At 69.9% G+C, this 23306-nt stretch carries 20 protein-coding genes and 1 pseudogene; 10 read left to right on the forward strand and 11 right to left on the reverse strand.

Translation table 11 applies throughout. The annotated features are described in order from the left end of the window. Nucleotides 1-55 precede the first annotated feature (55 nt). Nucleotides 56-769 (forward strand): metal-dependent hydrolase, encoded by a 714-nt coding sequence (locus tag ABZ893_RS23040; protein ID WP_361407261.1) that lies wholly within the window; start codon nucleotides 56-58, stop codon nucleotides 767-769. Here ABZ893_RS23040 and ABZ893_RS23045 read toward each other — a convergent pair. From ABZ893_RS23045 to ABZ893_RS23055, 3 genes are all read right to left on the reverse strand, one after another. Next, nucleotides 723-1196 carry a sec-independent translocase gene (locus tag ABZ893_RS23045; protein WP_361406828.1) on the reverse strand — a complete coding sequence of 158 codons (474 nt, stop codon included), beginning with the start codon at nucleotides 1194-1196 and terminating at the stop codon, nucleotides 723-725. The genes ABZ893_RS23040 and ABZ893_RS23045 overlap by 47 nt on opposite strands. 46 nt (nucleotides 1197-1242) lie before the next feature. Continuing rightward, nucleotides 1243-2598 carry an FtsW/RodA/SpoVE family cell cycle protein gene (locus ABZ893_RS23050; RefSeq protein ID WP_361407263.1) on the reverse strand — a complete coding sequence of 452 codons (1356 nt, stop codon included), beginning with the start codon at nucleotides 2596-2598 and terminating at the stop codon, nucleotides 1243-1245. Between the two features lie 228 nt (nucleotides 2599-2826). Continuing rightward, nucleotides 2827-3822 (reverse strand): LacI family DNA-binding transcriptional regulator, encoded by a 996-nt coding sequence (locus tag ABZ893_RS23055; protein ID WP_361406830.1) that lies wholly within the window; start codon nucleotides 3820-3822, stop codon nucleotides 2827-2829. 239 nt (nucleotides 3823-4061) lie between these two features. Between ABZ893_RS23055 and ABZ893_RS23060 the strand changes: the two genes are divergently transcribed. From ABZ893_RS23060 to ABZ893_RS23080, 5 genes are all read left to right on the forward strand, one after another. Continuing rightward, nucleotides 4062-5426 carry an NCS2 family permease gene (locus ABZ893_RS23060; protein WP_361406832.1) on the forward strand — a complete coding sequence of 455 codons (1365 nt, stop codon included), beginning with the start codon at nucleotides 4062-4064 and terminating at the stop codon, nucleotides 5424-5426. 95 nt (nucleotides 5427-5521) lie between these two features. Then, nucleotides 5522-7231 carry an adenine deaminase C-terminal domain-containing protein gene (locus ABZ893_RS23065; protein WP_361406834.1) on the forward strand — a complete coding sequence of 570 codons (1710 nt, stop codon included), beginning with the start codon at nucleotides 5522-5524 and terminating at the stop codon, nucleotides 7229-7231. 253 nt (nucleotides 7232-7484) lie between these two features. Next, a complete protein-coding gene (locus ABZ893_RS23070; protein ID WP_361406836.1) occupies nucleotides 7485-8318 on the forward strand; it encodes an HAD family acid phosphatase in 834 nt (277 codons plus the stop codon). 78 nt (nucleotides 8319-8396) lie between these two features. Continuing rightward, nucleotides 8397-8591 (forward strand): antitoxin, encoded by a 195-nt coding sequence (locus ABZ893_RS23075; RefSeq protein WP_361406838.1) that lies wholly within the window; start codon nucleotides 8397-8399, stop codon nucleotides 8589-8591. Between the two features lie 287 nt (nucleotides 8592-8878). Further along, nucleotides 8879-10417 (forward strand): long-chain-fatty-acid--CoA ligase, encoded by a 1539-nt coding sequence (locus ABZ893_RS23080; RefSeq protein WP_361406840.1) that lies wholly within the window; start codon nucleotides 8879-8881, stop codon nucleotides 10415-10417. Here ABZ893_RS23080 and ABZ893_RS23085 read toward each other — a convergent pair. After that, nucleotides 10383-10973: a GNAT family protein gene (locus ABZ893_RS23085; protein WP_361406842.1), complete on the reverse strand. Its 591-nt coding sequence runs from the start codon at nucleotides 10971-10973 to the stop codon at nucleotides 10383-10385. The genes ABZ893_RS23080 and ABZ893_RS23085 overlap by 35 nt on opposite strands. Here ABZ893_RS23085 and ABZ893_RS23090 point away from each other — a divergent pair. Then, nucleotides 10903-11178, forward strand: a pseudogene (locus ABZ893_RS23090) (benzoate/H(+) symporter BenE family transporter); the annotation flags it as partial. The gene ABZ893_RS23085 and the pseudogene ABZ893_RS23090 sit on opposite strands and share 71 nt — an antisense overlap. 18 nt (nucleotides 11179-11196) lie before the next feature. Here the strand turns inward: ABZ893_RS23090 and ABZ893_RS23095 are convergent. The 4 genes from ABZ893_RS23095 to ABZ893_RS23110 all read right to left on the reverse strand — a co-directional run bounded on the left by ABZ893_RS23095 (nucleotide 11197) and on the right by ABZ893_RS23110 (nucleotide 16637). Beyond that, nucleotides 11197-11337 (reverse strand): hypothetical protein, encoded by a 141-nt coding sequence (locus tag ABZ893_RS23095; protein ID WP_361407279.1) that lies wholly within the window; start codon nucleotides 11335-11337, stop codon nucleotides 11197-11199. Between the two features lie 112 nt (nucleotides 11338-11449). Then, nucleotides 11450-14206: a bifunctional YncE family protein/alkaline phosphatase family protein gene (locus ABZ893_RS23100; RefSeq protein WP_361406844.1), complete on the reverse strand. Its 2757-nt coding sequence runs from the start codon at nucleotides 14204-14206 to the stop codon at nucleotides 11450-11452. Between the two features lie 131 nt (nucleotides 14207-14337). After that, a complete protein-coding gene (locus ABZ893_RS23105) occupies nucleotides 14338-15717 on the reverse strand; it encodes an ABC transporter permease (RefSeq protein WP_361406845.1) in 1380 nt (459 codons plus the stop codon). Further along, complete coding sequence (locus tag ABZ893_RS23110; protein WP_361406847.1) at nucleotides 15714-16637, reverse strand: ABC transporter ATP-binding protein; 924 nt, start codon at nucleotides 16635-16637, stop codon at nucleotides 15714-15716. Before ABZ893_RS23110 ends, ABZ893_RS23105 begins: the two co-directional genes overlap by 4 nt. 225 nt (nucleotides 16638-16862) lie before the next feature. On the opposite strand from ABZ893_RS23110, the gene ABZ893_RS23115 reads away from it, so the two are divergent. Continuing rightward, the gene (locus ABZ893_RS23115) at nucleotides 16863-17021 is read left to right on the forward strand and encodes a hypothetical protein (protein WP_361406848.1); all 159 of its coding nucleotides are present in this window, start codon (nucleotides 16863-16865) and stop codon (nucleotides 17019-17021) included. A 68-nt stretch (nucleotides 17022-17089) separates the two neighbouring features. On the opposite strand, the gene ABZ893_RS23120 is transcribed toward ABZ893_RS23115, so the two are convergent. Both ABZ893_RS23120 and ABZ893_RS23125 read right to left on the reverse strand, forming a co-directional pair. Next, nucleotides 17090-18379, reverse strand: coding sequence for a low temperature requirement protein A (locus ABZ893_RS23120; RefSeq protein ID WP_361406850.1), 1290 nt, complete (start codon nucleotides 18377-18379; stop codon nucleotides 17090-17092). A 155-nt stretch (nucleotides 18380-18534) separates the two neighbouring features. Next, a complete protein-coding gene (locus tag ABZ893_RS23125; protein ID WP_361406851.1) occupies nucleotides 18535-19089 on the reverse strand; it encodes a DUF4232 domain-containing protein in 555 nt (184 codons plus the stop codon). Between the two features lie 279 nt (nucleotides 19090-19368). On the opposite strand from ABZ893_RS23125, the gene ABZ893_RS23130 reads away from it, so the two are divergent. Both ABZ893_RS23130 and ABZ893_RS23135 read left to right on the forward strand, forming a co-directional pair. Continuing rightward, complete coding sequence (locus tag ABZ893_RS23130; RefSeq protein WP_361406853.1) at nucleotides 19369-19740, forward strand: YciI family protein; 372 nt, start codon at nucleotides 19369-19371, stop codon at nucleotides 19738-19740. After that, a complete protein-coding gene (locus tag ABZ893_RS23135; protein WP_361406855.1) occupies nucleotides 19737-20951 on the forward strand; it encodes a sigma-70 family RNA polymerase sigma factor in 1215 nt (404 codons plus the stop codon). The genes ABZ893_RS23130 and ABZ893_RS23135 overlap by 4 nt, the downstream gene beginning before the upstream one ends. Nucleotides 20952-20973: 22 nt before the next feature. Here ABZ893_RS23135 and helR read toward each other — a convergent pair whose 3' ends face one another. After that, nucleotides 20974-23187, reverse strand: coding sequence for an RNA polymerase recycling motor ATPase HelR (gene helR / locus ABZ893_RS23140; protein WP_361406857.1), 2214 nt, complete (start codon nucleotides 23185-23187; stop codon nucleotides 20974-20976). Between the last annotated feature and the right edge of the window lie 119 nt (nucleotides 23188-23306).

Consider the following 23306-nt stretch of genomic DNA (forward strand, 5'->3'; position numbering starts at 1 on the left):
CCGTTGTTGAGGGTGTGTCACCGGCACGCCGGACGGGGAGGACGAACGCACCATGATGGGCCACTCGCACGCGATGAGCGGTACCTTGCTCTTCGCAGGCACCGCACCCTTTCTGCCACCCCTGGTGATGCACACTCATCTGTCTCCGCAGGAGATCCTGATGGGCACCGTGCTCTGCGCGGGCGCCGCGCTGCTGCCGGACCTGGACCACCACGACGGCACCATCGCCAACTTCCTCGGCCCGGTGTCCAAGACGCTGTGCCGCTTCGTGGCCTGGATCTCCGGCGGCCACCGCCACGCCACCCACTCGCTGTTCTTCGTGGTCCTGATGACCGTGGGCACCTGGGCCGGAGTGACGTACCTGGGCAGGCCGTTCACCCTCGGCATGACCTTCTTCCTCCTCGCCCTGGCGGTGCGGGCGCTCAACCTGTGCCCGCCCGGACACGGCTTCTCCGCCTGGGCCACGATCGTCGCCATGGCGGGGATAGGCACCGCGGTGATCGCCAAATTCATCCCCTCCGCCCCCGGTTGGCTCCCGTACGCCGTCGGGCTCGGCTGTGTGGCCCACCTGCTCGGCGACTCGATCACCAAGCAGGGCGCGCCGTGGCTCTGGCCGCTGAAGAACCGCTACGAGATCGTCATCATCAAGAGCAGTGGCAACAAGCTGGAGACGGAGATACTGGTCCCGATCATGGGGGTCGCCACCGTCGTCCTGCTGTGGTTCACGGCTCTGTCGCCGCACCCTCTTCATTTCGCAGGCCTTCACTAGCCCGCGTCACCGGATCGCCCGGCACGGCCCGGGTGATCCGGCTCTCGGCCCGCTCGGTCGAAGCGGCCCGCTCGGTCGAACCAGCCCGTTCGATCCGCTCGCCGTCCAGCGCCGCAGCCACCTCCGACAGCTCCGGCCTCGGGTCCAGGGCGGAACGGATCTCCTCCAGGCCGAGGCCGTCGCTGTCGCCGTCGAGGAGGTGCTTGCGCACGAACCTCTTCGGATGCAGGTCAGCGAGTTCCAGATCTTTGAACTCAGGGCCCAGTTCCGAGCGGGCCTCTTCCTTGGCCGCCTCGGAGAACGCGCGGACCTTCCGCAGGGACGCGGCCGCCTTCTGTATGACCTCGGGCAGCTTGTCCGGGCCGAACAGCAGAACGACCATGATGCCGAGGACGAGCAGGTCCGGGGCGCTCACGTCGAAGAACATCAGCGGGTCCGCCCTTTCGCTGAAGAGAAAGACGGAGGTGACGGGCTCATGGCCGCACGACCTGGGTCTCGTCCGCGCTGACGTCGGCGGCCGGCGCCGGCGGCGGCCGGCGGGCGGTGTCGCTCACCTTGATCAGTACGGCGACCAGCAACCAGTTGGCGACCATGGACGAACCGCCCTGGGCGAGGAACGGCAGGGCCTTGCCGGTGAGCGGGATGAGCCCGGTGACGCCGCCCACGACGACGAAGACCTGGAGAATGAGCGCCGAGGCCAGGCCGCCGGCGAGCAGCTTGCCGAACGGGTCGGCCACGGTCAGGGCGGTGCGCAGACCTCGCTCGGCGAGCAGCGCGTAGAGCAGGATGACGAGCGTCACGCCGGTCAGCCCGAGTTCCTCGCCGACCGTGGTGAGGATGAAGTCGCTGCGCCCGGCGAAGCCGATGAGCTCCGGATGGCCCTGGCCCAGGCCGCTGCCAAGGAGGCCGCCCGAGCCGAAGCTGAACAGCGCCTGGGCGGCCTGGTCCGACACGAGGCCCGGCGGGCGCTGGTTCGGCGGCAGGAAGATGTCCATGGGGTGCAGCCAGGCGACGACACGGCCGTGCACGTGCGGTTCGAAGGAACCGACCACGAAGGCGCCGATGGCGAACATCACGACACCGAACACCACCCAGCTCGTGCGCTCCGTGGCGACGTACAGCATGATCACGAACACGCCGAAGAAGATCAGCGAGGTGCCGAGGTCCCGCTCGAAGATCAGGACGAGCAGGCTCAGGATCCACACGGCGGCGACCGGCCCGAGCTGGCGGCCGCGCGGCAGGTACATGCCCATGAAGCGCCGTCCGGCGAGCGCGAGGGCGTCCCTGCGCATCGTCAGGTACCCGGCGAAGAACACCACGATGACGATCTTCACGAACTCGCCGGGCTGGAAGGACAGCGGCCCGATGAAGACCCACCGCTTGGCGCCGTAGACGTCGCCGGGAGAGAACGTCGGCGCGATCAGCAGGACCATGCCCACGGCGATCGTCACGTACGGATAGCGCTGCAGCCTGCGGTGGTCCTTCAGCAGCACCACCACCCCGGCGAACACCGCCACCGCGATGGCGCACCACATCAACTGCCCCGGGGCCGAGGCCGACGCGTGGTGGTAGTGGGTCTGGTACGCGATGTCGAGACGGTGGATGAGGACGAGCCCGAGGCCGCTCAGCAGAGTGGCCAGCGGCAGGATCAGTGGATCGGCGTGCTGCGCGAACCGGCGTACGGCGACGTGGCACACCAGCGGCAGCACGGCCGCGGACGCGCACGTCAGGGCCATGCTGGGCGGTAGCTTCCCGGTGAGGGCGAGGGCAGTCTCGGCGTAGCCGTAGCAGCAGATGAGGATGGCGCCGATCAGCGGCACCAGCTCCATTCCCCGGTCGCTCAGGTGCCCCGGCCGGCCCGTCCGCACAGCCAGTTTCGCCGGTCTGCGGCGACCACTCATGCCTTCTCCCTCGGTGCTCGTTCGGGTGCGTCGCTGTGCGACCCGTTCAGGGAGACGGAGATCGGATTTCGTTGGTTGCGCAATGGCGCAAATGAAATGTGGCCGAGGGTGGGCGGGGTCCCGCTGAGAAGCGCGGGGATCAGCGGCGTAAGGGCGTCACCGCACCGCGGTCACCCCGGACATGACCGGCGCCGCTGTGGACGCGCGGATGACCGGGCGGGACGGCAGGTGGGACGTCACCGTGAGGCGCCGGCCCGCGAGCAGGTCGATGAGGCGCGTGAACGCGAGCGCGCCGACCTCGTCGAGCGGGACGTCGAGCGCGGTCACCGGGGGAGTCGTGGCCCGCAGGCTGCTCAGATCGTCGGCGGCGGCGAGGCTGATGTCCTCGGGGACCCGGCGGTTCACCGCCAAGAGCCCGTGCAGCAGGCCCAGGGCCAGATAGCTGTTGTAGGCGAGGACGGCCGTGGCGGTCCGGGGGAGATCACGCGCCGCCGCGATGCCCGCGTCGAACGTCGGAGGCAGCGGACCGAGGACATGCAGCCGGGCCGCCGCCTGTGCGGCCCGCTCCGCGAGGGCCGCACGCCGTTGCTGGTCGGCCCAGGAGCCGGCGGGCCCCGAGATGTAGGCGATGTCGTGGTGGCCCAGGTCCAGCAGGTGGTCCAGGAGCTGGGTCAGGCCCGTCGCCGTGTCGGCCACCACGGCGGGCAGCCGGCCGACCTGCCGGTCGACCAGGACGAGGGGCAGGCGCTGCGAGCGCTCCCGCAGGGCCGAGTCCGTACCGACCGGGGTGACCATGATCAGTCCGTCGGCCTGCTCCGCGAGACGGTCCGCAAGGGCGGCCTCGCGCGCGTCGTCGTACTCGGACACGGCGATCAGGAGGTGATGGCCGGACTCCTCGGCCTCCCGCTGCGCGCCCGTGACAAGCGGGGCGAAGAACGGGTTGGAGAGCGTCGGAACGATCAGGCCGACCATGCCCGTCCGGCCCGTGGTCAGCGCGCGGGCGGCGGCGTTCGGATGGAAGCCGAGGCGCTCGGCGGCCTCGCGCACCCGCAGCCGGGTCGACTCCGCGACCAGCTCCGGGCGCTGCAGCGCCCGAGAGGCCGTGGCCTTGGAGACCCCCGCCGCGCGCGCCACGTCCATCAGCGTCGCCATTCCCGTCCCCCTGTCCGACGTGCCCGCCCCGTGCTCACGAGCCCCAGTGTTCACGAGCCCCAGTGTTCACTTTCTCTTTATGGCGTGTCATGATACCTGCAACCGGTCTCTGCAACCGGTTTCAGAGAACGGTTGCAGAGACTGGAACAAGCCGGGTGCCCCCACCGCCCACGCCCCTCCCCGCGTCGATGCCGCCGCAGGCAGCCCTGCCCGACCCCTCATCCCCGCAGAGGTCCCGTATGCCATCCCCCGTCCCCACGGCCGACGAGCAGACCGTCGTCCCGAACGAGCCGCCCGCCTCTCTCGTCGAGCGACTCTTCAGCGTCCGCGGTCGCGGAAGCACCCACCGCACCGAACTCGTGGCCGGCGCCTCGATGTTCATGGCCGCCGCCTACGCCGTGGTCGTCGTCCCCGGTCAGCTGGCCGAGGCCGGTGTCCCGCACGGCGCCGCGACCACCGCCGTGATCATGGCGATCGCCCTCGCCACTCTGGCGATGGGCCTGTTCGCCAACCTGCCGTTCGTCGTCGCGCCCGGTCTCGGCGGCGTGGCGCTGATCGCGTTCACCATCGTCGGCCAGGACCACGTCCCGTGGGACACCGCGCTCGGCATGGTGTTCTGGTCCGGCGTGGCCTTCCTCGTACTGACCCTGCTCGGCATCCGTGACCTGGTCACACGCCTGATGCCGATGAACCTCAAGTACGCCATCAGCGGCGGCCTCGGCCTCTACATCGCCCTGATCGGCTTCCGGGGCGCGAACCTCGTCGTCGGCAACGCCGACCGCGCGGCCCTCAACGTCGGCGACCTGTCGAAGCCGGCCGGTCTGCTGGCCCTCGCGGGCCTGCTGCTGCTCACGGTCCTCGTGTCGCGGAAGGTGCCCGGCGCCTTCCTCATCACCATCGCGGTCGTGACGATCGCCGGCATTCCGTTCGGCGTCACCCACGTGCCGGACAGCCTGTTCTCGGCGCCGGACTCGCCCGGCCCGATGCTGTTCCACATCGACATCCTGGGCGCCCTCAAGCCCGAGTACTTCCCGTACATCTTCGCGTTCTTCGTGTCGGAGTTCTTCTCCATGACCGGGACGCTGCTGGCCGTCTCCGGGCGGGCCGGGCTCCTCAAGGAGGACGGCTCCATCCCCGGTTCCCGTCGTCCCTTCATCGTCGACTCCGTGTCGGTGATGGGTGGCGCCGCGGTCGGCGCGCCCTCGATGACCGCCTACCTGGAGTCGACGGCCGGCGCCGACTCGGGCGGCAAGACCGGTCTCTCCTCGGTCTGGGCGGCCTGCGGCTTCGGCCTCCTGCTGCTGGTCACGCCGTTCGCGACGCTGATCCCCTCGGCGGCCACCGCGCCCGTCCTGATCTACATCGGTCTGACCATGCTCGGCGCGCTCAAGAACGTCGACTTCAAGGACCCGACCAACGCGATCCCGGCCGCGCTCACCGTGGCGACCACGCTGTTCTTCGGCAACTTCGGTACGGGTATCGCGGTCGGCCTCGCCGCCCACGTCCTGGTCAAGACGGCCGCGGGCCGGATCAGCGAGGTGGCCTGGCCGCTGTGGATCGTGATGATCCCGCTCGGCTACTACTTCTACACGCTCGTCCCGTAAAGCGGCCGGGGCACAACCCCGTTCCGCGGAGCCGCCGGGGCGCATCCCGCCCCGCTCGCCAGGTGATGACCACGTCCGAAAAGGAGCACGACGACATGAGTGAACAGCACGACCTCCGGATCTTCGGTGGGACCGTGGTGTCCACCTTCACCGGCGAGGAGTTCGCCGCGGACGTGTACGTCCGGGGGAACGAGATCAGCGCGGTCCTGCCGCCGGGCACCCCCGCCGAGGCACGTGAGGACATCGACGCCACCGGTATGCGGATCGTCCCCGGGTTCGTGGACGCCCACATGCACATCGAGAGCGCGTTCCTCACGCCGCAGCAGTTCGCCGCGGTGACGCTCGCCCGGGGCACCACGACCGTCCTCGCCGACCCGCACGAGATCGTCAACGTCGCGGGCCGGGACGCCATGCGCTGGATGATCGAGGCCGGCGAGGACACGGCGCAGACGCAGCTGTGGGGCGTGCCGTCGTGCGTCCCCGCGCTCGAAGGCCTCGAGCACGCCGGTGCGTCCCTGTCCGCCGACGACATCGCCGAGATGCTGCGGTGGCCCGGCGTCGCGGCGCTCGGCGAGGTCATGGACTACCGGGCGGTCGTCGCAGGGGACCCGAAGATGCGGGACGTGACCGCGGCGGCCCGCGAACAGGGCACGATCCTCGACGGCCACTGCCCGAACCTCAGCGGCGCCGAACTCAGCGCCTACCTCGCCACGGGTGTGGACTCCGACCACACCAAGAACCGCACCGAGGTGGTCCTCGAGAAGGCCCGTATGGGCATGACGATGATGCTCCAGGAGAAGTGCCTCGACGAGGAGATCGCCGAGGCGCTGCTCGCCCTGCCGCAGCTGCCGCCGCTCTGCCTCGTCACCGACGACCTGGCGGCCGATCACATCGTCACCAAGGGACACCTGGACCACATCGCCCGCGTGGCGGTGGCGGCCGGGTTCCCGGCCCACGTCGTCCTGCGCGCCCTGACGTGGACCCCCGCGCAGCGGCTGCGGCTGTACGACCGGGGCGTCGTCTCGCCGGGCAAGCGGGCCGACCTGGTCCTGCTGCGCGGTGAACTCGCCGCGTTCGACCCGGCGCTCGTCCTCGCGGGCGGCCGCCTTGTCGGCCGGGACGGGGCGGCGGTGCACGAGACCCCTGCCACGGACGCCGGCACTCTCGCGAGCCGTGTCGACGTCGAGCCCCAGGACGCCGACGGCTTCCGCTGGCGCGTCGACCTGCCGGACGGGACCCACACGTTCCGTGCGATGCGTGTGAACGCCCGCGACACCTACACCGAGGCGGCAGAGGTCGAACTCCCCGTGGCCGACGGTGAAGTGGACTGGGAGGGCAGGACGGTACTGGTCCGAGTCCGCAACCGCCACGGGCGTGACGGAGTCGTCTTCGCGCCGCTGCTCGGCCGGGACCTGGCCCACGGCGCCGTCGCCACGACGTACGCGCACGACAGCCACAACCTGGTGACGATCGGTACGTCCCGTGCCGCGATGGCCGCCGCGTCGGCCACCGTGGTCGCCGACGGCGGCGGCGTCGCCGTCGTCCGCGGCTCCGCCGGCGAGGACGTGGCGGCCCGGATGCCGCTGCCCGTGGGCGGCGTGCTCTCGGACCGGCCGGCCGCGCGGGTCGCCGACGAGGCGGGCGCTGTGCGCTCCGCGCTTGAGGCGTGGGGGTGGGAGCACCTCAACCCCTTCATGAGTGTCTCCACGCTGACGCTCGCGGTGTCGCCGGCGCTGAAGATCACGGACCGCTCGCTCGTGGATGTGGTGCGGCGGGCGCCGGTGGGGGCGACGGTGTCGGCCTGATCGGCAGGCCCAGGCGTTGAGTTGACGGGGGTGGCACCGGGTGGGTGCCGCCCCCGTCAGGCATTCCGCATGTGGGCGGGGACCCGGGTGCCGGAATACGGCGTACCCAGCCGCAAGTTGACCCGCCCCAACGTGCGCAATGATCAGCCGCGTGTGCGCAACGAATGCGCGTTGGCGCGGAGGCGCCACCCTCGTAGCCTCCTTGCAGCCCCCCCGCACGACGCTGGTTCGCCGATACCTCCAAGGAGCAGCAATGACACTCTCCCGACGTGCCGTCGTCACGGGAATCGCAGGTGGGTCGGTCATGGCGGCCGCAGGCAGCGCGTACGCCGGTACCGGGGACGACGCCGTGCAGAACATCCTGAGCGCCGCCGGTGCGTGGCGGCAGACCGCGGCCGAGCGCGACATGCTGTACCGGCAGGCCTTCAACATCGCGCGCGACCGCATCGACTCGGTGCTGCGCGGGCGGGGTCAGGAGCGCCGCGGCCGCAGACCCCTCGCGATCATCTCCGACGTCGACGACACCGTACTGTCCTCCGACACCTACTGGGCGCGGCTGATCTCCGCCGGCAAGCAGGCCTTCGACGACGACATGTGGGACGCCTGGGTACGCGAGAACGGCCCGACCGCCACCCCGGGCGCCGTCGAGTTCACGCGCTACGCCGAGAGCAAGGGCGTCGAGATCTTCTACGTCTCCTCCCGCGATCAGGGCCCGGACACACAGGAGTTGGGGATCGCCAACCTGCGTCACGCAGGTCTCGCCTTCGCCGACGACGCACACGTGACCATGCTGCGGGAGTCGTCCAACAAGGAGCCCGCACAGCAGGCCGTGGCCAGCGGGCACGAGGTGATCGCCTACCTCGGCGACAACCTCAACGACTTCCGCCGCCGCTACTACGTCACGTCTGTCTCGCAGCGGAAGGCACTGGCCGCCGAGGACGCCGAGCACTTCGGGCGCGACTTCATCCTCTTCCCCAACAACACCGACGGCCACTGGATGCGGGCCGTCTTCGGGGAGAGCGAGCCCGCCGACACCCCGGCCTACCGCGCCCGCATGTTGCAGGCCGCGGAAGGACTCGTGCGCTGACCTCGCCCGCAGCGGTCGCCGATCACGCCGTCAGAGGTGATGGTGGAGTCATGGGGGACCGCCCCGAGGAGGTTGCACATGTCCATGATGGACAAGCTGAAGAACATGGTGAAGGGCCACGAGGACCAGGTGGAGAAGGGCATCGACAAGGCCGGCGACGCCGTCGACAGCAAGACGGAGGGCAAGTACAGCGGCCAGGTCGACCAGGCGCAGGACAAGCTCAAGAACGAGTTCGGCAGGCAGGGGGACCAGGGTCAGCCGCCGCAGTCCTGACCGCAGTCCTGACCTCTGAGGCCCGGTCGCGGCCGAGAACTCACGCGTACGACCGTGCTCGCGGAGCGCGACGCCCCACCGGCGTCGCGCTCCGCCGCGCTGTTCCGGCACGCTGTTCCGGCACGGAACGGACGCGAGAGCGCGCAGGAGCTTCACGATCGACGGGCACTCGACGGGCACATTGTCTGGACAGCGTCGTCGCCGGGTCGTACCTTGACGCATCTTCGAGTGGACGTCAGCAGGGGTGCGGGCACGCACCCGTGCCGAAGACGTGGGAGGAACCCCGCATGGGTCCGTACCTGCCGGACACCGTTCGTCAGTACGCCACCGAACGCCCCGAAGCACCCGCGGTCACCGAAGGCGACCGCACCCTCACCTACGCCGAGCTCGACGATCGCGCCAACCGCGCGGCCCAGGCCCTGCTTGCCCTGGGCCTCGACGAGGGCGCCCACGTCGGCTGCCTGGCCCGGCCGGGCACGATGTCGGCGGAGATCGTACTGGCCTGCGCCAAGACCGGACTCGTGGCGACGCCGCTCAACTGGCGCCTCACGGAAGGCGAGTTGACCGCCGTCGCCCGCGACGCGCAGTTACGGGCGGTGGTGACCCAGGGCGAGTTCCTCCCGGGCGCACGCGCCGTCCGAGCCGTGCTCCCCGGCATCCCGCTGATCGTCGACGGCGAACCGGCACCCGGTGAACTGGCCTACGGGACATGGCTGAAGGACGCCTCCGACAGCGACCCCCTCCACGCCGGCACGGGCGGCACCGTGTTCCTCCAGCTGTACACCTCCGGCACGACGGGCCTGCCCAAGGGCGTGCAGCTGACGCTCGGCAACGTCGAATCCGGGCCGTCCCAACTGGCGGAGATGGGCTGGTCCGACCGGAGCGTCTCGCTGAACGCGATGCCCGTCTTCCACATCGCCGGCACCGGCTGGCTGCTTGTCGCACTCAGCGCGGGCGCGCACTCCGTGACCGTTCCGGACCTAGTGCCGCAGCGGGTCGTGGACCTGATGGAGCACCATCGGATCACCCACGCCTTCTTCGTCCCGGCGGTGCTGCACCTGCTGACACAGCTGCCCGACATCCGTGAACGCGACTTCTCCGCACTCCGAACGATCGTCTACGGCGCCTCACCCATCACGCCGGTACTGCTCCGCCGCTCGATGGAGATCTTCGGCTGCGGCTTCTATCAGAAGTACGGGCAGACGGAGACGGCCGGCGCGGCGACCCGCCTTCTCCCGTCGGACCACGACCCGGACGGCCCGCGCGCCCATCTGCTCCGCTCGGCGGGCAACGCCCTCCCGGGCGCCGCCGTAGCGATCGTCGACCCGGTGACGGCGGAGCCGCTGGCCTCCGGCGAGGTCGGCGAGATCGTCACCCGCTCCCACCACGTGACGCCCGGCTACTGGCAACGGCCCGACGAGAACGCCAAGCTCTTCACGCCGGACGGCTGGCTCAGAACAGGCGACGCCGGCTACCTGGACGCCGACGGATACCTGTTCATCACCGACCGCATCAAGGACATCGTCATCACCGGCGGGGAGAACGTGTACCCGGTCGACGTCGAGTCCGCCCTGGCCGAACACCCGGCAGTCTGCGACGTCGCCGTCTTCGGCACCCCGGACGAGACCTGGGGCGAGGCGGTCACCGCGGCGGTGGTGCTGCACGACAACGCCGACGAAGTCACCGCCGCCGACCTCATCGATTTCACCCGCACCCGAATCGCTTCATACAAGAAGCCCCGCATCATCCACTTCGTCAAAGAACTCCCACGCAACCCGAGCGGCAAGATCCTCAAACGGGTCCTGAGGGAGAGCCTGGGCGGCTGAAGCCCTCACCCATCGGGTGCCGTCCGGCGAACTCGTTGGCCAGTATGCCCATCAGGACGACATCGTGATGCCGACCGGCGAAGAACACGTGGTCGCGGAGACGTCCCTCCTCGACAAAACCGAGCCTGCGGTGAAGCGTCAAAGACGCCTCGTTGTGGGCGAAGACCCGCGCCTCGCACTTGTGGTAGCGCCGCTCGGCGAACATGAAGCGCAGCAGCATCACCACGGCTTCCGACGCGTAGCCCTTGCGCCGTTGTCCAGCACCCATCGTCACGCCGTACTCGAAGCGGCCGGCGCTGGGGTCCGCGTGGTTCGAGCCGACGGCACCCACCGCCTCCCCGGTGTCGACGGCCTCGATCACCATCCGGAAGCTATCGCCGTCGGTCCCCGCGGAGGCCTGCTCCTTTGCCCAGAGGCGGAAGGCCTCGGCTGAACGGGGCGGGCGCAGCAGGTCGCCGTGTCGCTCCTCGTCCTCGGCGAAGCGCATGAACGCGGGCCAGTCGTCGGGCTCGACACCACGAAGGCGCACCCGTTCACCCGTCCAGAAGGAGGTCATCCCGTATTCGATCACGCTGCTTCGCAAGCGGTCCACAGGGCGCGTTCCAGCGCCTCACCACCTTGATCGTCAAGCCGAACAGCCGCCCTCCCCCACGGGCCTGGCCCTGCTCGGCGCGCTGTCCGGCAGTCTCGCCAGGACTGTCGCCGACGAACGCGACCGCGAGGCCTCCGTCGTCACCTTCCTGGGGACCGCCTCCGGAGTGGCCATCGCCGGGATCGGCTCACCGTTCTTGGGACTCCTCGTCGGTGTTCTCGCTCACGTAATGCTCAATGTCGCCCTCGCCCGCCGAGAGCCGGCCGGCCCGCACGGCGAGGACCGCGACCGTGACCTGGAACCGGCCGCCGGCGCCGAGGCGCGTCACGCGTGAGAATGCTCTGCGGGCCGCCACTCCCGTGCGGGGAGTGGCGGCCCTTGTCACAGCGGGGGAGTCATGCTGAGGGAACTCCCCATGGTTTCACTGGAGTTGGGAGGCGTCAGCCGTCCGACTCAGCCGACGGGATGTACGCACCCGGCACGTCCTGCGGAGCGTAGAGCTTGCTCTCGCCGGGGTACGGCTTCGACCACTCGTGCGTCTGGTACCACGTGAAGTGGTTCATCTGCGCGGGGTTGGCGAAGTCCGGCTTGGCGTCGCGGCCGCTCAGGCGCTGCTTCGACTGCCAGGCTTCCCACGTCGCCGCGAGCGCCCGCTTGTCCGCCGGGACGGTCGCCTTGGGCGCGGGCGCCGCCTGCGGGTTCTGCGCCGCCGGGGTGTCCGTGCCGCACGAGGGCGGCGTCTTGAGGCCGTCGGTCAGCGAGGTCCGGTTCGGCAGGGCCTTGAACGGGGTGAAGTCCGCGTTCTTCGTGAACGCCCCGCGCATCGGGCTGGCCGCGCTGTCCTTCTGGTTCATCGGGCGGATGCCCAGGATCTGCTCGATGGTCCGGATCATCGTGATCTGGGAGTAGTAACGGCTGTCGACGACGCCGTGGCGCGCGTACGGGCTGATGATCTGGATGGGGGCGCGGTGGCCGTCCACGTGGTCGAGCCCCGCCTGCGAGTCGTCCTCGACGATGAAGATCGCCGAGTCCTTCCAGTACTTGCTGTGCGAGATCTCCTCGACGATCCGGCCGGTGGCGAGGTCGTTGTCGGCGACCTGGGCCGCCGCGTTCGCCGGGCCGCCGGTGTGGTCGCTGGAGAGCCAGAACATGTTGAAGTTGGCCGGCCCGTTCTTCTCGAAGTCACGCTTCCAGATCTCGGACCGGTAGACGTCCGGGACGCTGGTGTCGAACTGCGGGAACCCGTGCACCGTCACGTCGTTGAGCGACGGGATCGGCGACGACGAGTTGAGCTGGTAGGCGGTGTCCTGGCCGGTCGCCGCCATGTTCTTGCTGTCGCAGTACAGGTTCTGCCAGCTCGCGCCGGCCGGCTTGGTCAGGAACTGCTGGAACTCGCCGAAGTTCCGCACGGACTTCCCGGCCGCCTGGGCGCCGGTCCAGATGAAGCCGGTCCGCTGGTGGCCGAGCGCGTCGTCCTCGGTGTCGTAACTGCGGGCGTACTCACCGGCCGTGGACTCGGTGTACTCCGGATTGTCCGCCTGCATCAGCCAGTTGTGGCCCTCGGCGGAGTTTGTGCCGATGTCGTACGTGTTGTCGTACAGGCCGAACTGCTTGGCCATCGCGTGCTGGTTGGGCGTCACGTTCTCGCCGAACTGCGCGAGGGACGGGTCGCCGTTGCCCTCGGGGACGTCGCCGAAGACCTGGTCGTAGGTGCGGTTCTCCTTGACGATCATGAAGACGTGCTTGATCGTCGAGGGGTCGCCGAGCCGCAGCGGGACCGGCACCGGCTTCGCGTCGCTCTTGCCGTCGGCCCGCGCGACCGAGTTGCCGTTCCAGCCGTTCTGCTGGAACACCTTCCCCGTCTGGGACTTGATGACGTCGTCGCTCGGCAGCTTGAACCGCTGGAGGCTGGACGTCGTGTCGTGGGTGGCGTGGCCGGCGGCCTTGGTGGGCCGGCGGGCGTCGATGCCACGGGTGTTGGACACGACCACCTGATCGCCGACGGTGGTGATCTCCGAGGGGAAGTAGTCCGTCGGGAGCAGACCGACGTAACTCACCGGCTCCTGCGGGCTCTTGTACCGGTACACGGCGACGGCGTTCGCGCGGCCGAGCGTCACCAGGAGGTGGCCGTCGTCGGTCAGCGTCGCCGCGTCGGGCTCGTAGCCGACCGACGCCTCGGGCCACGGCTGGGTGGCGATCGTCTGGACGACCTTGTCCTTCGTCGTGTCGATGACCGACACGTCGTTGGTCGCCGTGTTGGTGACGAACAGCGCGTTCTTCTTCGCGTACAGGGCGGTCGGGTGCAGACCGACATTGATGCTCTGGACGGCGGCCGCCGGGTCCGCGAGGTCGATGACGCTGACCGTGCCCGTGGTGGTGGAGGCGGTCTTCGGGTCGGCCGGAACCTGCGTGTTGTACGAGTTGATCGTGCTCTCGCCGGGCTTCGCCGGGCGCCCGCCCTCGTTGCTGACGTAGAGCTTGCTGCCGACCTTCGCGAGGTCGCGCGGCGCGTTGCCGACGGCCCAGCTGCGCTGGATGGCGCCGGTCGCCGCGTCGATGGCGACGACCTTGTTCTGGCCGTTGACGGCCGAGTACACGGTCGAGCCGTCGGGGGAGAAGACCGCCTCGCCCGCCAGCGCGTGCCGGGGTCCGTCCGCCGGGATCTTGACGGCCGTCGGGTCGGCGAGACTGCCGTCCGCCTTCACGGTGAACCGGGTGTAGCCGTCGATCTGACCCAGCCACAGCTGCGATCCGTCGGGCGAGTACGTCGGGCCTTCCTGGCCCACGTCGTTGCCGCTGATCTTAAGGTCCGCGTCCGCGGCCTTGCCGACGTACTGCTGCACCTTCCACGTCTTCAGGTCCACGATCGACAGCGCCACTCCGCCGTCCGTAACCGAGGCCGCGAGGTGGGTGCCGTCCGGGCTCACCGAGGACGACATGATCTTGCCCCGGTCGAGGACGAGACGGTCGCCGTACGGAGCGATGTACTGGTTGCTGGAGACGACCTGACCGCGATCGGTCACCTGGCCGACCTGGTCCGTGCCGAACTGCTGGGTCTGGGCGAAGGCGGTGCCCGCGGCGGCCACGGCGAGCGCGGTGACGCCGGCCACTGCCAGAGGTATCCGACGTCCGGTGCGTCTGACGGGAAGGCCGGAGAGGGCTCCCGCAGGACGCCTGCGACGGCGCGTTACCTGCATTGACGTGTCCCTTCTGGACGGGGGTGATCTCCGGGAGGTGGAGATCTCAGGGGTGGAGCGGTGCGGGGGGTGGGGTCTTTGGGGGTAGCCCGGGGGATCTGGGGTGGCCCGGGCTGTGCGGTGGCCGGGGGCTACTTGGACAGCAGCTCGACCGTGCCGTCGAACTGCCAGAGCGGGTTGGGCTCGTCGCCTGTCGGGGTGCGCACCAGGAAGTAGCCGTTGACTTCCTTCGGGCCGTCGCCGTCGGCCATGTACCGGCCGTCCGCGGTGACGTCGAGCTGGTATATGGCCGAACCGGTGGCCTCGATGCCGGGGAGATGCCACGACACGACGCAGCGCCAGTCGTTGCCCGGCCCTTCGGCGCCGTCGCTCACATCGCCCTTGGTGCACGCCGCCGAGGCCTTCAACTGCTTCTCGGTGACGTCGGGGCGGTTGAGCTGCGTGGTCTGGAGGCGGTACAGGTGGGCGAAGGCCGTGGCGACCGAACGCTGCACCTTCTCCTGCCCGATCCCGGAGCCCGTCCCCGTACTCGTCGGCATGAGCGCTGCGACGGTCACAGCGGTGAGGCCGATGAGAGGGAGTGCGGCGGTGGTGATCGCGCGGCGCCCCGCACCGTCGTGGGCCGGGTTGGTGAAGTCCCGCCGCAGGAAGATCCAGTACGCCAGTGCCGTCGCGGTCACGGCCCACAGCAGGCTCACGGCTACGGCGATGAGGAGCGGGCCGAGCTGCGCCGGAGCGGTGAACAGGCCGTTCCAGGCGATGAACGCGTAACCGGGCAGGGCGAAGCGTACGGCTACGGGCAGCGGCAGCATCTGGGCGAGCTGCATCGCGAGCGCGAGGAGCGCGGGCAGCAGGAGGCCCATCGGCGAGCGGCCCAGGGCGACCGAGCCCAGGAGCCCGACGGCGGCCAGGGCCAGGGTCGGCGCGAGGACGCTCACCCACGCGAGGAGCACCTTGACCGCCGCGTCCCCCGGCGCCAGCAGGTGGCCGTCGAGACCGGGCAGCCGCTGGTCACCCACCGCGAGCAGCCCACCGGCCGTGCTGGAACAGGCGAGCCCGGCGACGAGCAACAGGATGACGCTCAGGCTGGCCAGCGCCTTCGCCGCGAAGATCCGCCGTGGCGACCGGACCGCCACGAGCAGATGGCGCCAGGTGCCGAGCCGGTCCTCGCACGCGAACACATCACCGGCGACCATCGACGTCAGCAACGGCAGCGCCCACGAACCCGCGAAGCCGAGCGTCACCAAGGGCCCGGCCCACCCGGTGGCGTGCATCCAGCGGCCGAAGAGGGTGTCGACGGGCAGCGAACTCTGGCGGCTCACGGCGGCGACGAAGAGCGCGGGAGCGATCCAGCAGACGAGGAGCAGCAGCCGGATGCGCCACTGGGAGACGAGTTTGACCAGCTCGAAGCGGTAGGTGTGAGCCGTGGATACGCTCCCTGCGTAAGGGAGTTGGGGTCTGGCGGCGGTGGGCGTGGCGTCGGTCTCGGTGGGCGTGGCCGTGTCCGTCACTGTCTCGTCTCCTGCTGCTCGGTGAGGGTGAGGAACGCCGCTTCGAGGGGCGACACCACGGGGGCGAGTTCGCGCAGGGCGACGCCGGCCTGGACGAGCCGCACCACGAGGGCGTCGAGGGCGGGCGTGGGTGCGCGGACGACGAGCGTCCCGGTGCCGTCGACGACCTGGACTCCGGGGGTCTCGGCCGCGATGCGACGGGCTTTCGCCGGGTCACCGGTCAGCAGCCGGTAGTCGAGTTCGCCGTTCTCGGCGGCCAGCTTGGCCAGCGGGCCGGAGAAGACGACGCGTCCCGTGGCGACGATGGTGACCTCGGAGCACAGTGCCTCCAGGTCGTCCATGCGGTGGCTCGACAGCACGACCGTCGTCCCGCGCTCCGCGAGCCCGGTCAGCACGCCGTGCACGTGCTTCTTGCCCGCAGGGTCAAGGCCGTTGGCCGGTTCGTCGAGCACGAGCAGCCGGGGCCGGGTGAGCAGGGCGGCGGCGAGTCCGAGCCGCTGACGCATTCCCAGGGAGAAGCCGCGGGTCCGGTCGTCGGCGACATCGGTGAGACCGACCTGGTCCAGTACGTCGTCGATGCCCGCCGCCCGCGCGTCGTGGCCGCGAAGTGAGGCAAGGGCGGCGAGGTTCTGGCGGGCGGTGAGCCAGGGGTAGAGACCGGGACCGTCGACGAAACCCGAGACACCCTCGGCCGCGGCGAGCGAGCGCCCGGCCGGCGTGCCCAGGATCTCCAGGCTGCCGCCGTCGGCGACGGCGAGACCGAGCAGCAGACCGAGGAGTGTCGTCTTGCCGGCGCCGTTCGGCCCGACCAGACCGTGGATCTGACCCGGCGCCACATCGAGATCGATGCCGTCGAGTGCGACGACGTCGCCGAAACACTTGGTGATCCCACGAGCCCGTACGGCGTGCGTTGCGTCCATGAGTCCCTTCCCCTCGAAGCCTCCGAAGCCTGAAGACTCCGAGGACGTTAGGGGCGGCACACGACGTGGGCAGAGACAGCTACTGGCCGTTCATGGAACGAAAGACGACGGCAATTCGACTGGAAACCGAACTGGCGGACATACGAAAGGAGTTGTAGCGGAATGTCCGAGTGTCCCCGGCGGTGGCAGTAGGGGGGCGCGGGGCCCGGTGGATAGGCTGGCGCGATGTCGACGCTCGGCTACACCGGCGCCGTCGTCGTCGAACCAGCCTGCGCGAGGATCCCGGTGGACCGGGGGACACTCGACGAGGACGGTGTGATCACGGACCCGGCCGTGCGTGCCCAACTGGCTGACGTGCTGGACATGTTGGCGAAAGCCCGCTGACGCCTCAGGGACGCCTCGGCGATTCCCCGCCGACGCATCAGTGACGCCCCCAGTGATTTCTCAGGGTTTCATTCACTCGCGGTCCCGATCCCTTCCATGATCTCCCGCTGGTGCCGGTGCCCCACCGTCTCGTAACCGACCACGGTGACGACCGGCGCGAGCATCACGATGAGGAGGCATACGGCGACGGGGACACCGGCCGCGGCCAGCAGTACCGCCGCGAGCAGTACGGCCAGCGTCAGCGAGATCAGCAGTACGTGGAACGGGTCTGCCGTCGACACCAGGAGCGTGTGCAGGAGGTAAATCATCATCAGGTACAGGCCGACCGGGATGGCCAGGGACAGCACCACGGCCACGTCGCTGATCTCCGAGTGGTGTTCCAGTTGCAGGCCGGCCACGTGCAGCCCGGCCCCGGCTCCGGCCACGCCGATGAACAGCGGGATGTGCCCGTAACCGAAGAGGTATCCGCGGTTGCGGCGGTGGGTCAGGATGTCGCCGAACGGGGCCGAGAAGTACACCCACCACATGCCGAAGGTGAGCCCGACACCCGCGACGACCACGGCGATCGCGTTGCCGGTCCAATGCGTTCCGGCGACGCCACCCAGCAGATCACCCGACGACGCGACCGTGCCGACGACCCCCTCCCCGAGCACGATGATCGCGAACAGGCTGTACCGCTCGGCGACATGATGAGGATGCCAGGGGGTGCCGCCCGCATTGCCCTGGGCCAGGACCGGCAGGACCAGTTCGAGTACGCCGAGCACCATGAACGCGGTGAACACGACGCCGAGCGGGAGACGGACGAACGCGACCACGCACCAGCCGAGTTGGACGAAGACCGTCCAGCGGATCATCGAGAAACCCACCGTGCGGAACGCGGGCGATTCCCGGGCCGCGCGCCACCACTGCGACATCATCGCCAAGCGCATCACGACGTACCCGAGCACCATGATCCGTACGTCGAGGTGTCCGCCCACGTCGATCGAGTGGAACATCGCGGGCAGGCCGAGCGAGAACACGACGACGCCGATCATCTGCACCATCGTCAGGACGCGGTAGAGCCAGTCGTCCGTGCCGAACGCCGACGCGAACCAGCTGAAGCTGATCCACGCGACGGAGATGGCGAACATCGCGAGGACGAACGCCTCCACCGCCTGCCAGGAGTGTCCCTCGGCGACCATCTCGGCGAAGTGCAAGGCGGCGGTGCCCACCGCGACCACGAAGGTCAGGTCGAAGAGCAGTTCCAGGGGAGTGGAGACCCGGCCGAGTTCCTCGGGATCGCGTCCGGTCATGGGCACGCGGCTGTGCGCCAGGTTCCCGCCCGAGCCGGAGGTGCTGGGGGAGTCGTCGTCGCTCATGCGAGGCATGATGCCGCACGCCGATCCATGGTCCTGGGCTCGGCGAGGATATAGGCGTCGGCGCCGCTACGGGGGGAACGGCGCCGACGTCTCCGAGAGTGTGGCATATGCCGACGCCGCGACGGAAGCCTCGGTCAGGTGTGAGGGCAGGGGGTCTAGCCGGTGACCGGACCGATGGTGAAAACGTTCGAGCACACCCGCAGTGCCGCCGGGACGAGCATGGCGTGCGTGGAGGCCGGCGGATACACCCGCACGTACGTGCCCGTGGTGCGACAGGCGCCGCCGATGGGGCCGTTGGTGGTGTGGATGACGGCCGTTGCCGTGTGGGCGGGCTGGATCGTCACCGTGTTGTACGTCTGCCCGGAGCGCGCGGCCGCCGCACCGATCTGCTGGTGGGCGGTGTTCAGGACGCTCACCCCGGGGTAGCCGCGCAGCGCGCACGCGGTGGTGCTGGTGTTGGTGAACTTGACGGGCCAGTACAGCTGGCCGGCCCCGAAGTCCTTCGCGCCCATCGACGCGTACAGGTCACCGGCGGCGCAGGTACGAACGCTGCTCGCGGCCTGCGCCTGGACGGTCCGGGCCGTGGCCCCGGTGGTGGTGCTCCCGGTAGTGGCCATCGCTGTGGCCGCGACGCCCGCGGTGGCCAGGGCCACGGCCGCGCCGATCGTCGTGAGTTTGCCGAGGAGAGGGAGTTTGGAAGGCTGGAACATGGCAACACGCCTCCGTCGCCGTATTCCGACAGATTGTCGGCTATGAACAGTGACCCGTGGCAGCCCCGAATGGTTGCACGGGAACCGTCGGAATCTCCCGCCTACGCACCGCGGGCGTCACCGGAAAGGGCCACGCCGATCCGCCGACCGCCCACCGTGAACGCTGCGCCGCGAAAGTCGTGCGAATCTTCCGGCGGAAGATGTCAAGAAGACGCCCGCGGCTCCGACCAACGGTCGAAGGGGCCCCGCCGGGGCCCGCGAAACCCCGAGGAGTACGAGATGAAGTTCCTGATCAGTATGCACATCAACCCGGCCGTCCTCGACGCGCTCACGGACGAGGAGAAGACGGCGATCGGCGACGGCCACGGCAGGTTCATCGCCGAGCTGAAGGAGTCCGGCGAACTGATCAACACGCAGGCGCTGGTCGACCCGTCGCAGGCCGCGGTCGTGACCGTACGCAACGGCCAGCCGGTGGTCACCGACGGCCCCTTCCTGGAGTCGAAGGAATTCCTCGGCGGCTTCTACCTGATCGACTGCGAGAACAAGGAGCGCGCGATCGAGCTGGCGACGCGGGTTCCCGACGCCGCGATCGAGGGTCTCGGCGTAGAGGTGCGCCAGGTGATGTTCTACGACGGACAATTGGAGGCATGACCGCCCCCGCCGTCGAGGACCTGCTGCGTGAGCTGACGCCTCAGGTCCTCGGCGCCCTGGTGCGCCGGCACGGACAGTTCGAGGGGTGCGAGGACGCCGTACAGGAGGCGTGTCTGGCCGCCACCGTGCAGTGGCCGGCCGAGGGGGTGCCCGACAATCCGCGCGGCTGGCTGATGACGGTCGCCTCCCGGCGGCTCATCGACGAGATGCGCAGCGACCACGCGCGCCGCGAGCGGGAATCGGCAACGGCCGCCGAGGAGGTCGTGCCCGAGGACGTTCCGGCCACCGACGACACGCTCGTCCTGCTGTTCCTGTGCTGTCATCCGACGCTGACCCCGGCCTCCCAGACCGCGCTGACGCTGCGTGCGGTCGGCGGGCTCACCACCGCCGAGATCGCCCGCGCGTTCCTGGTCCCGGAGGCCACGATGGCGGCCAGGATCAGTCGTGCCAAGCAGCGCATCAAGGCGGCGGGCAGCTCGTTCACCCTGCCCGGCGGCGAGGAGCGCGAGGCGCGGCTGCGCGTCGTCCTGCACGTCCTCTACCTGATCTTCAACGAGGGTTACACCGCCTCCTCGGGCAGCGAGCTGCACCGCACGGACCTCGCGCAGGAGGCGATCCGGCTCACCAGGACCGTGCACGCTCAGCTGCCCGAGGACGGCGAGGTCACCGGGCTGCTCGCGCTGATGCTCGTGACCCACGCCCGCAGGCACACCCGTACGACGCGGGCCGGTGACCTCGTGCCCCTGGACGAGCAGGACCGCACGCTATGGGACCGCGCCCTCATCGACGAGGGCATGGAACTCGTCAAGGTGTCACTCGCCGGCCCGGCCCTCGGCCCCTACGCACTCCAGGCGGCCATCGCCGCCACCCACGCCGACGCGGCCACCGCCGAGGACACCAACTGGCAGCAGGTGCACGCCCTTTACCTGATCCTGGAAAGGATCGCGCCCAACCCGATGGTCACCCTCAACCGGGCGATCGCCCTCGCCGAGACCGAGGGCCCGTCCGCCGGACTGGCCTTGTTGTCCGGCCTCGACAGCGACGACCGGATGGCAGGACACCACCGGCTGCTCTCCGTACGGGCACACCTGCTGGAGAAGACGGGCGACACCGCAGGCGCGTACGAGAACTACCGGCGCGCCGCGAAAGCCACCGCGAGCATCGCCGAACAGCGCTACCTGGAGTCGCGGGCGCGGCGGCTGAACACGTAGAACCAAGGCTGGAAATGCGGCCTCAGCTCGTGAGGATGACGAGTTGCTGGGTCGCCCGGGTCATCGCCACGTAGCGGTCGACGGCCCCCTCGATGCCCCCCCCGAATTTCTCCGGGTCGACGAGGACGACCAGGTCGAATTCCAGACCCTTCGACAGCTCCGGGGTCAGCGACCGGACGCGTGAAGTCGACCGGACACGCGAAGTCGACCGGGCGCGCGAAGTCGCCTGGAACGTCGGATCACCGATGACGCACGCGATGCCTTCGGCGTGCGCGGCGAGCCAGCCGTCCAGTACCGCCTCCAGGTCGGAGACGGGACCGCGGACGACGGGGATCCCGCTGCTGCGGACCGACGTGGGCACGTTCGCGTCGGGGAGGGCGGCCCGGATGACCGGCTCGGCCTCCGCCATCACCTCTTCCGGTGTGCGGTAGTTGATGCTCAGAGAGGCCACGTCGATCTGGTCCAGGCCGATCCGCTTGAGCCGTTCCTCCCACGACTCGGTGAACCCGTGCCGTGCCTGCGCGCGGTCCCCGACGATCGTGAAACTGCGGGACGGGCAACGCAGCAGCAGCATCTGCCACTCGGCATCGGTCAGTTCCTGCGCCTCGTCCACGACGACGTGGGCGAACGGGCCCGCCAGGCGGTCCGGTTCGACCGTGGGCAGGGCGCTCTCGTCGATCAGGCTGTCCTGAAGGTCCTTGCCGCGCAGCATCCGCACCGCGCCCTCGCTGTCGTCGCCGGCCGAGGAGAAGTCGGCGGCCGAGAGGATCTCGTCGATGACACCGGCCATACGCTCACGCTCGGCGGCGACAGCGGCGTCATGGCGGCGCTTGCGCCGTGCTGTCTCCGGGTCGCCGAGCCGCTGCCGCGCCGCGTCGAGAAGCGGCAGGTCGGACACGGTCCAGGCCTGCGCGTCCGCCCGCCGCAGCTTCAGCACGTCCTCGCGGCCGAGCCAGGGAGCACACAGCCGCAGATACGCGGGCACCGTCCACAGATCGCCCACCAGGTCGGCGGCTTCGAGGAGCGGCCACGCGCGGTTCAACGCCGTGACCAGCTCCCTGTCCTGCCGCAGCGAGCGCAGGAACAGCTCGGGCGAGACGCCGTCCTCGTCCTCGTCCATGCCCAGCTTGTCCATGAGGATCGCCGCGAGCTCCTCCCAGATCTGCTCGCGCGCCTCGTTGTGCGGGGTGCCCGGATCCGGGGCCCGGAACGCCTCGGACCAGTCGGCGGCGCTCACCCGCACATCGGACCAGGCCGTCGTGACGGTCATCGCTTCCGTAGGCGGTTCCTCGTAGATGCTGACCGCCTTCTCGATGGCCTTCACCATGCTCGCGGACGACTTCAGGAGCGCCACGTCAGGATCGGCCTCGACCGCCGCCCCGGTACCCTCGGCGACGAGATCCCGCAACGTGCAGGTCTGGACACCCTCCTCGCCGAGGCTGGGCAGCACGTCGGCGACGTACGCCAGATACGGCTCGTGCGGGCCGACGAACAGGACGCCGCCCCTGTTGTGGCTGAGGCGCGGGTCCGAATAGAGCAGGTACGCCGAGCGGTGCAGGGCGACGACCGTCTTGCCCGTGCCGGGACCACCGTCCACGACGAGCGCGCCGCGCGATCCCGCGCGGATGATGGCGTCCTGGTCGGCCTGGATCGTGGACAGCACGTCCCGCATCCGCTCGGACCGGTTGGTGCCCAGGCTGGCGATGAACGCGGACTGGTCGTCGAGCGCCGCGTGCTGTTCGAGCCCGTCCGGGGTGAACACCTCGTCCCAGTAATCGCTGATCAGGCCGCCGGTCCAGCGGTACCGGCGGCGGCTCGCGAGGCCCATCGGGCGGGCGTGGGTCGCCGCGAAGAACGGCTCGGCCGCAGGGGAGCGCCAGTCGACGAGGAGCCGGCGGCCTGCGCTGTCGGTGAGCCCGAGCCGCCCGATGTACAGGGGGCCCGAGCCGTCCGCACCGACCACGCGTCCGAGGCACAGGTCGAGACCGAAGCGCCGCAGCGTACGCAGGCGACTCGTCAGCCGGTGGATCTCCGCGTCCCGGTCCATCGCCTCACGGCCGATGCCGCCGGGCATCCTCCGCTGGGCGGCGAGGCGGTCGGACAGTTCGTCGATCGACTGCCTGAGGCTGTCCGCGATGGCCGCGAAATGCCGTTCGTCGTCGGCGATCAGCGCCGGATCGGCCTTGGGGGAGAGGCCCTCGGGAAGGGCGAACGCGCTGACGGTCAGGGGATCCACCTCATCAGCTCCACTGCACGAACTATCGACAGCTGCACTGCACGAACCATCGACGGACAACTGCACACGCACCTCGTGAATCTCCGTTTTCCGCAGGTTATGGCCTTGGAGCGAGGATT

Origin of the sequence: Streptomyces sp. NPDC046821, from assembly GCF_040645335.1 — a bacterium.
Taxonomy (GTDB): domain Bacteria; phylum Actinomycetota; class Actinomycetes; order Streptomycetales; family Streptomycetaceae; genus Streptomyces.

Bases quoted from the DNA above. Each gene is read 5' to 3' on its own strand.
- ABZ893_RS23040 (WP_361407261.1), top strand. From the start codon at position 56: ATGGGCCACTCGCACGCGATGAGCGGTACCTTGCTCTTCGCAGGCACC.
- ABZ893_RS23045 (WP_361406828.1), bottom strand. From the start codon at position 1,196: ATGTTCTTCGACGTGAGCGCCCCGGACCTGCTCGTCCTCGGCATCATG.
- ABZ893_RS23050 (WP_361407263.1), bottom strand. From the start codon at position 2,598: ATGGAGCTGGTGCCGCTGATCGGCGCCATCCTCATCTGCTGCTACGGC.
- ABZ893_RS23055 (WP_361406830.1), bottom strand. From the start codon at position 3,822: ATGGCGACGCTGATGGACGTGGCGCGCGCGGCGGGGGTCTCCAAGGCC.
- ABZ893_RS23060 (WP_361406832.1), top strand. From the start codon at position 4,062: ATGCCATCCCCCGTCCCCACGGCCGACGAGCAGACCGTCGTCCCGAAC.
- ABZ893_RS23065 (WP_361406834.1), top strand. From the start codon at position 5,522: ATGAGTGAACAGCACGACCTCCGGATCTTCGGTGGGACCGTGGTGTCC.
- ABZ893_RS23070 (WP_361406836.1), top strand. From the start codon at position 7,485: ATGACACTCTCCCGACGTGCCGTCGTCACGGGAATCGCAGGTGGGTCG.
- ABZ893_RS23075 (WP_361406838.1), top strand. From the start codon at position 8,397: ATGTCCATGATGGACAAGCTGAAGAACATGGTGAAGGGCCACGAGGAC.
- ABZ893_RS23080 (WP_361406840.1), top strand. From the start codon at position 8,879: ATGGGTCCGTACCTGCCGGACACCGTTCGTCAGTACGCCACCGAACGC.
- ABZ893_RS23085 (WP_361406842.1), bottom strand. From the start codon at position 10,973: ATGACCTCCTTCTGGACGGGTGAACGGGTGCGCCTTCGTGGTGTCGAG.
- ABZ893_RS23100 (WP_361406844.1), bottom strand. From the start codon at position 14,206: ATGCAGGTAACGCGCCGTCGCAGGCGTCCTGCGGGAGCCCTCTCCGGC.
- ABZ893_RS23110 (WP_361406847.1), bottom strand. From the start codon at position 16,637: ATGGACGCAACGCACGCCGTACGGGCTCGTGGGATCACCAAGTGTTTC.
- ABZ893_RS23115 (WP_361406848.1), top strand. From the start codon at position 16,863: ATGTCGACGCTCGGCTACACCGGCGCCGTCGTCGTCGAACCAGCCTGC.
- ABZ893_RS23120 (WP_361406850.1), bottom strand. From the start codon at position 18,379: ATGAGCGACGACGACTCCCCCAGCACCTCCGGCTCGGGCGGGAACCTG.
- ABZ893_RS23125 (WP_361406851.1), bottom strand. From the start codon at position 19,089: ATGTTCCAGCCTTCCAAACTCCCTCTCCTCGGCAAACTCACGACGATC.
- ABZ893_RS23130 (WP_361406853.1), top strand. From the start codon at position 19,369: ATGAAGTTCCTGATCAGTATGCACATCAACCCGGCCGTCCTCGACGCG.
- ABZ893_RS23135 (WP_361406855.1), top strand. From the start codon at position 19,737: ATGACCGCCCCCGCCGTCGAGGACCTGCTGCGTGAGCTGACGCCTCAG.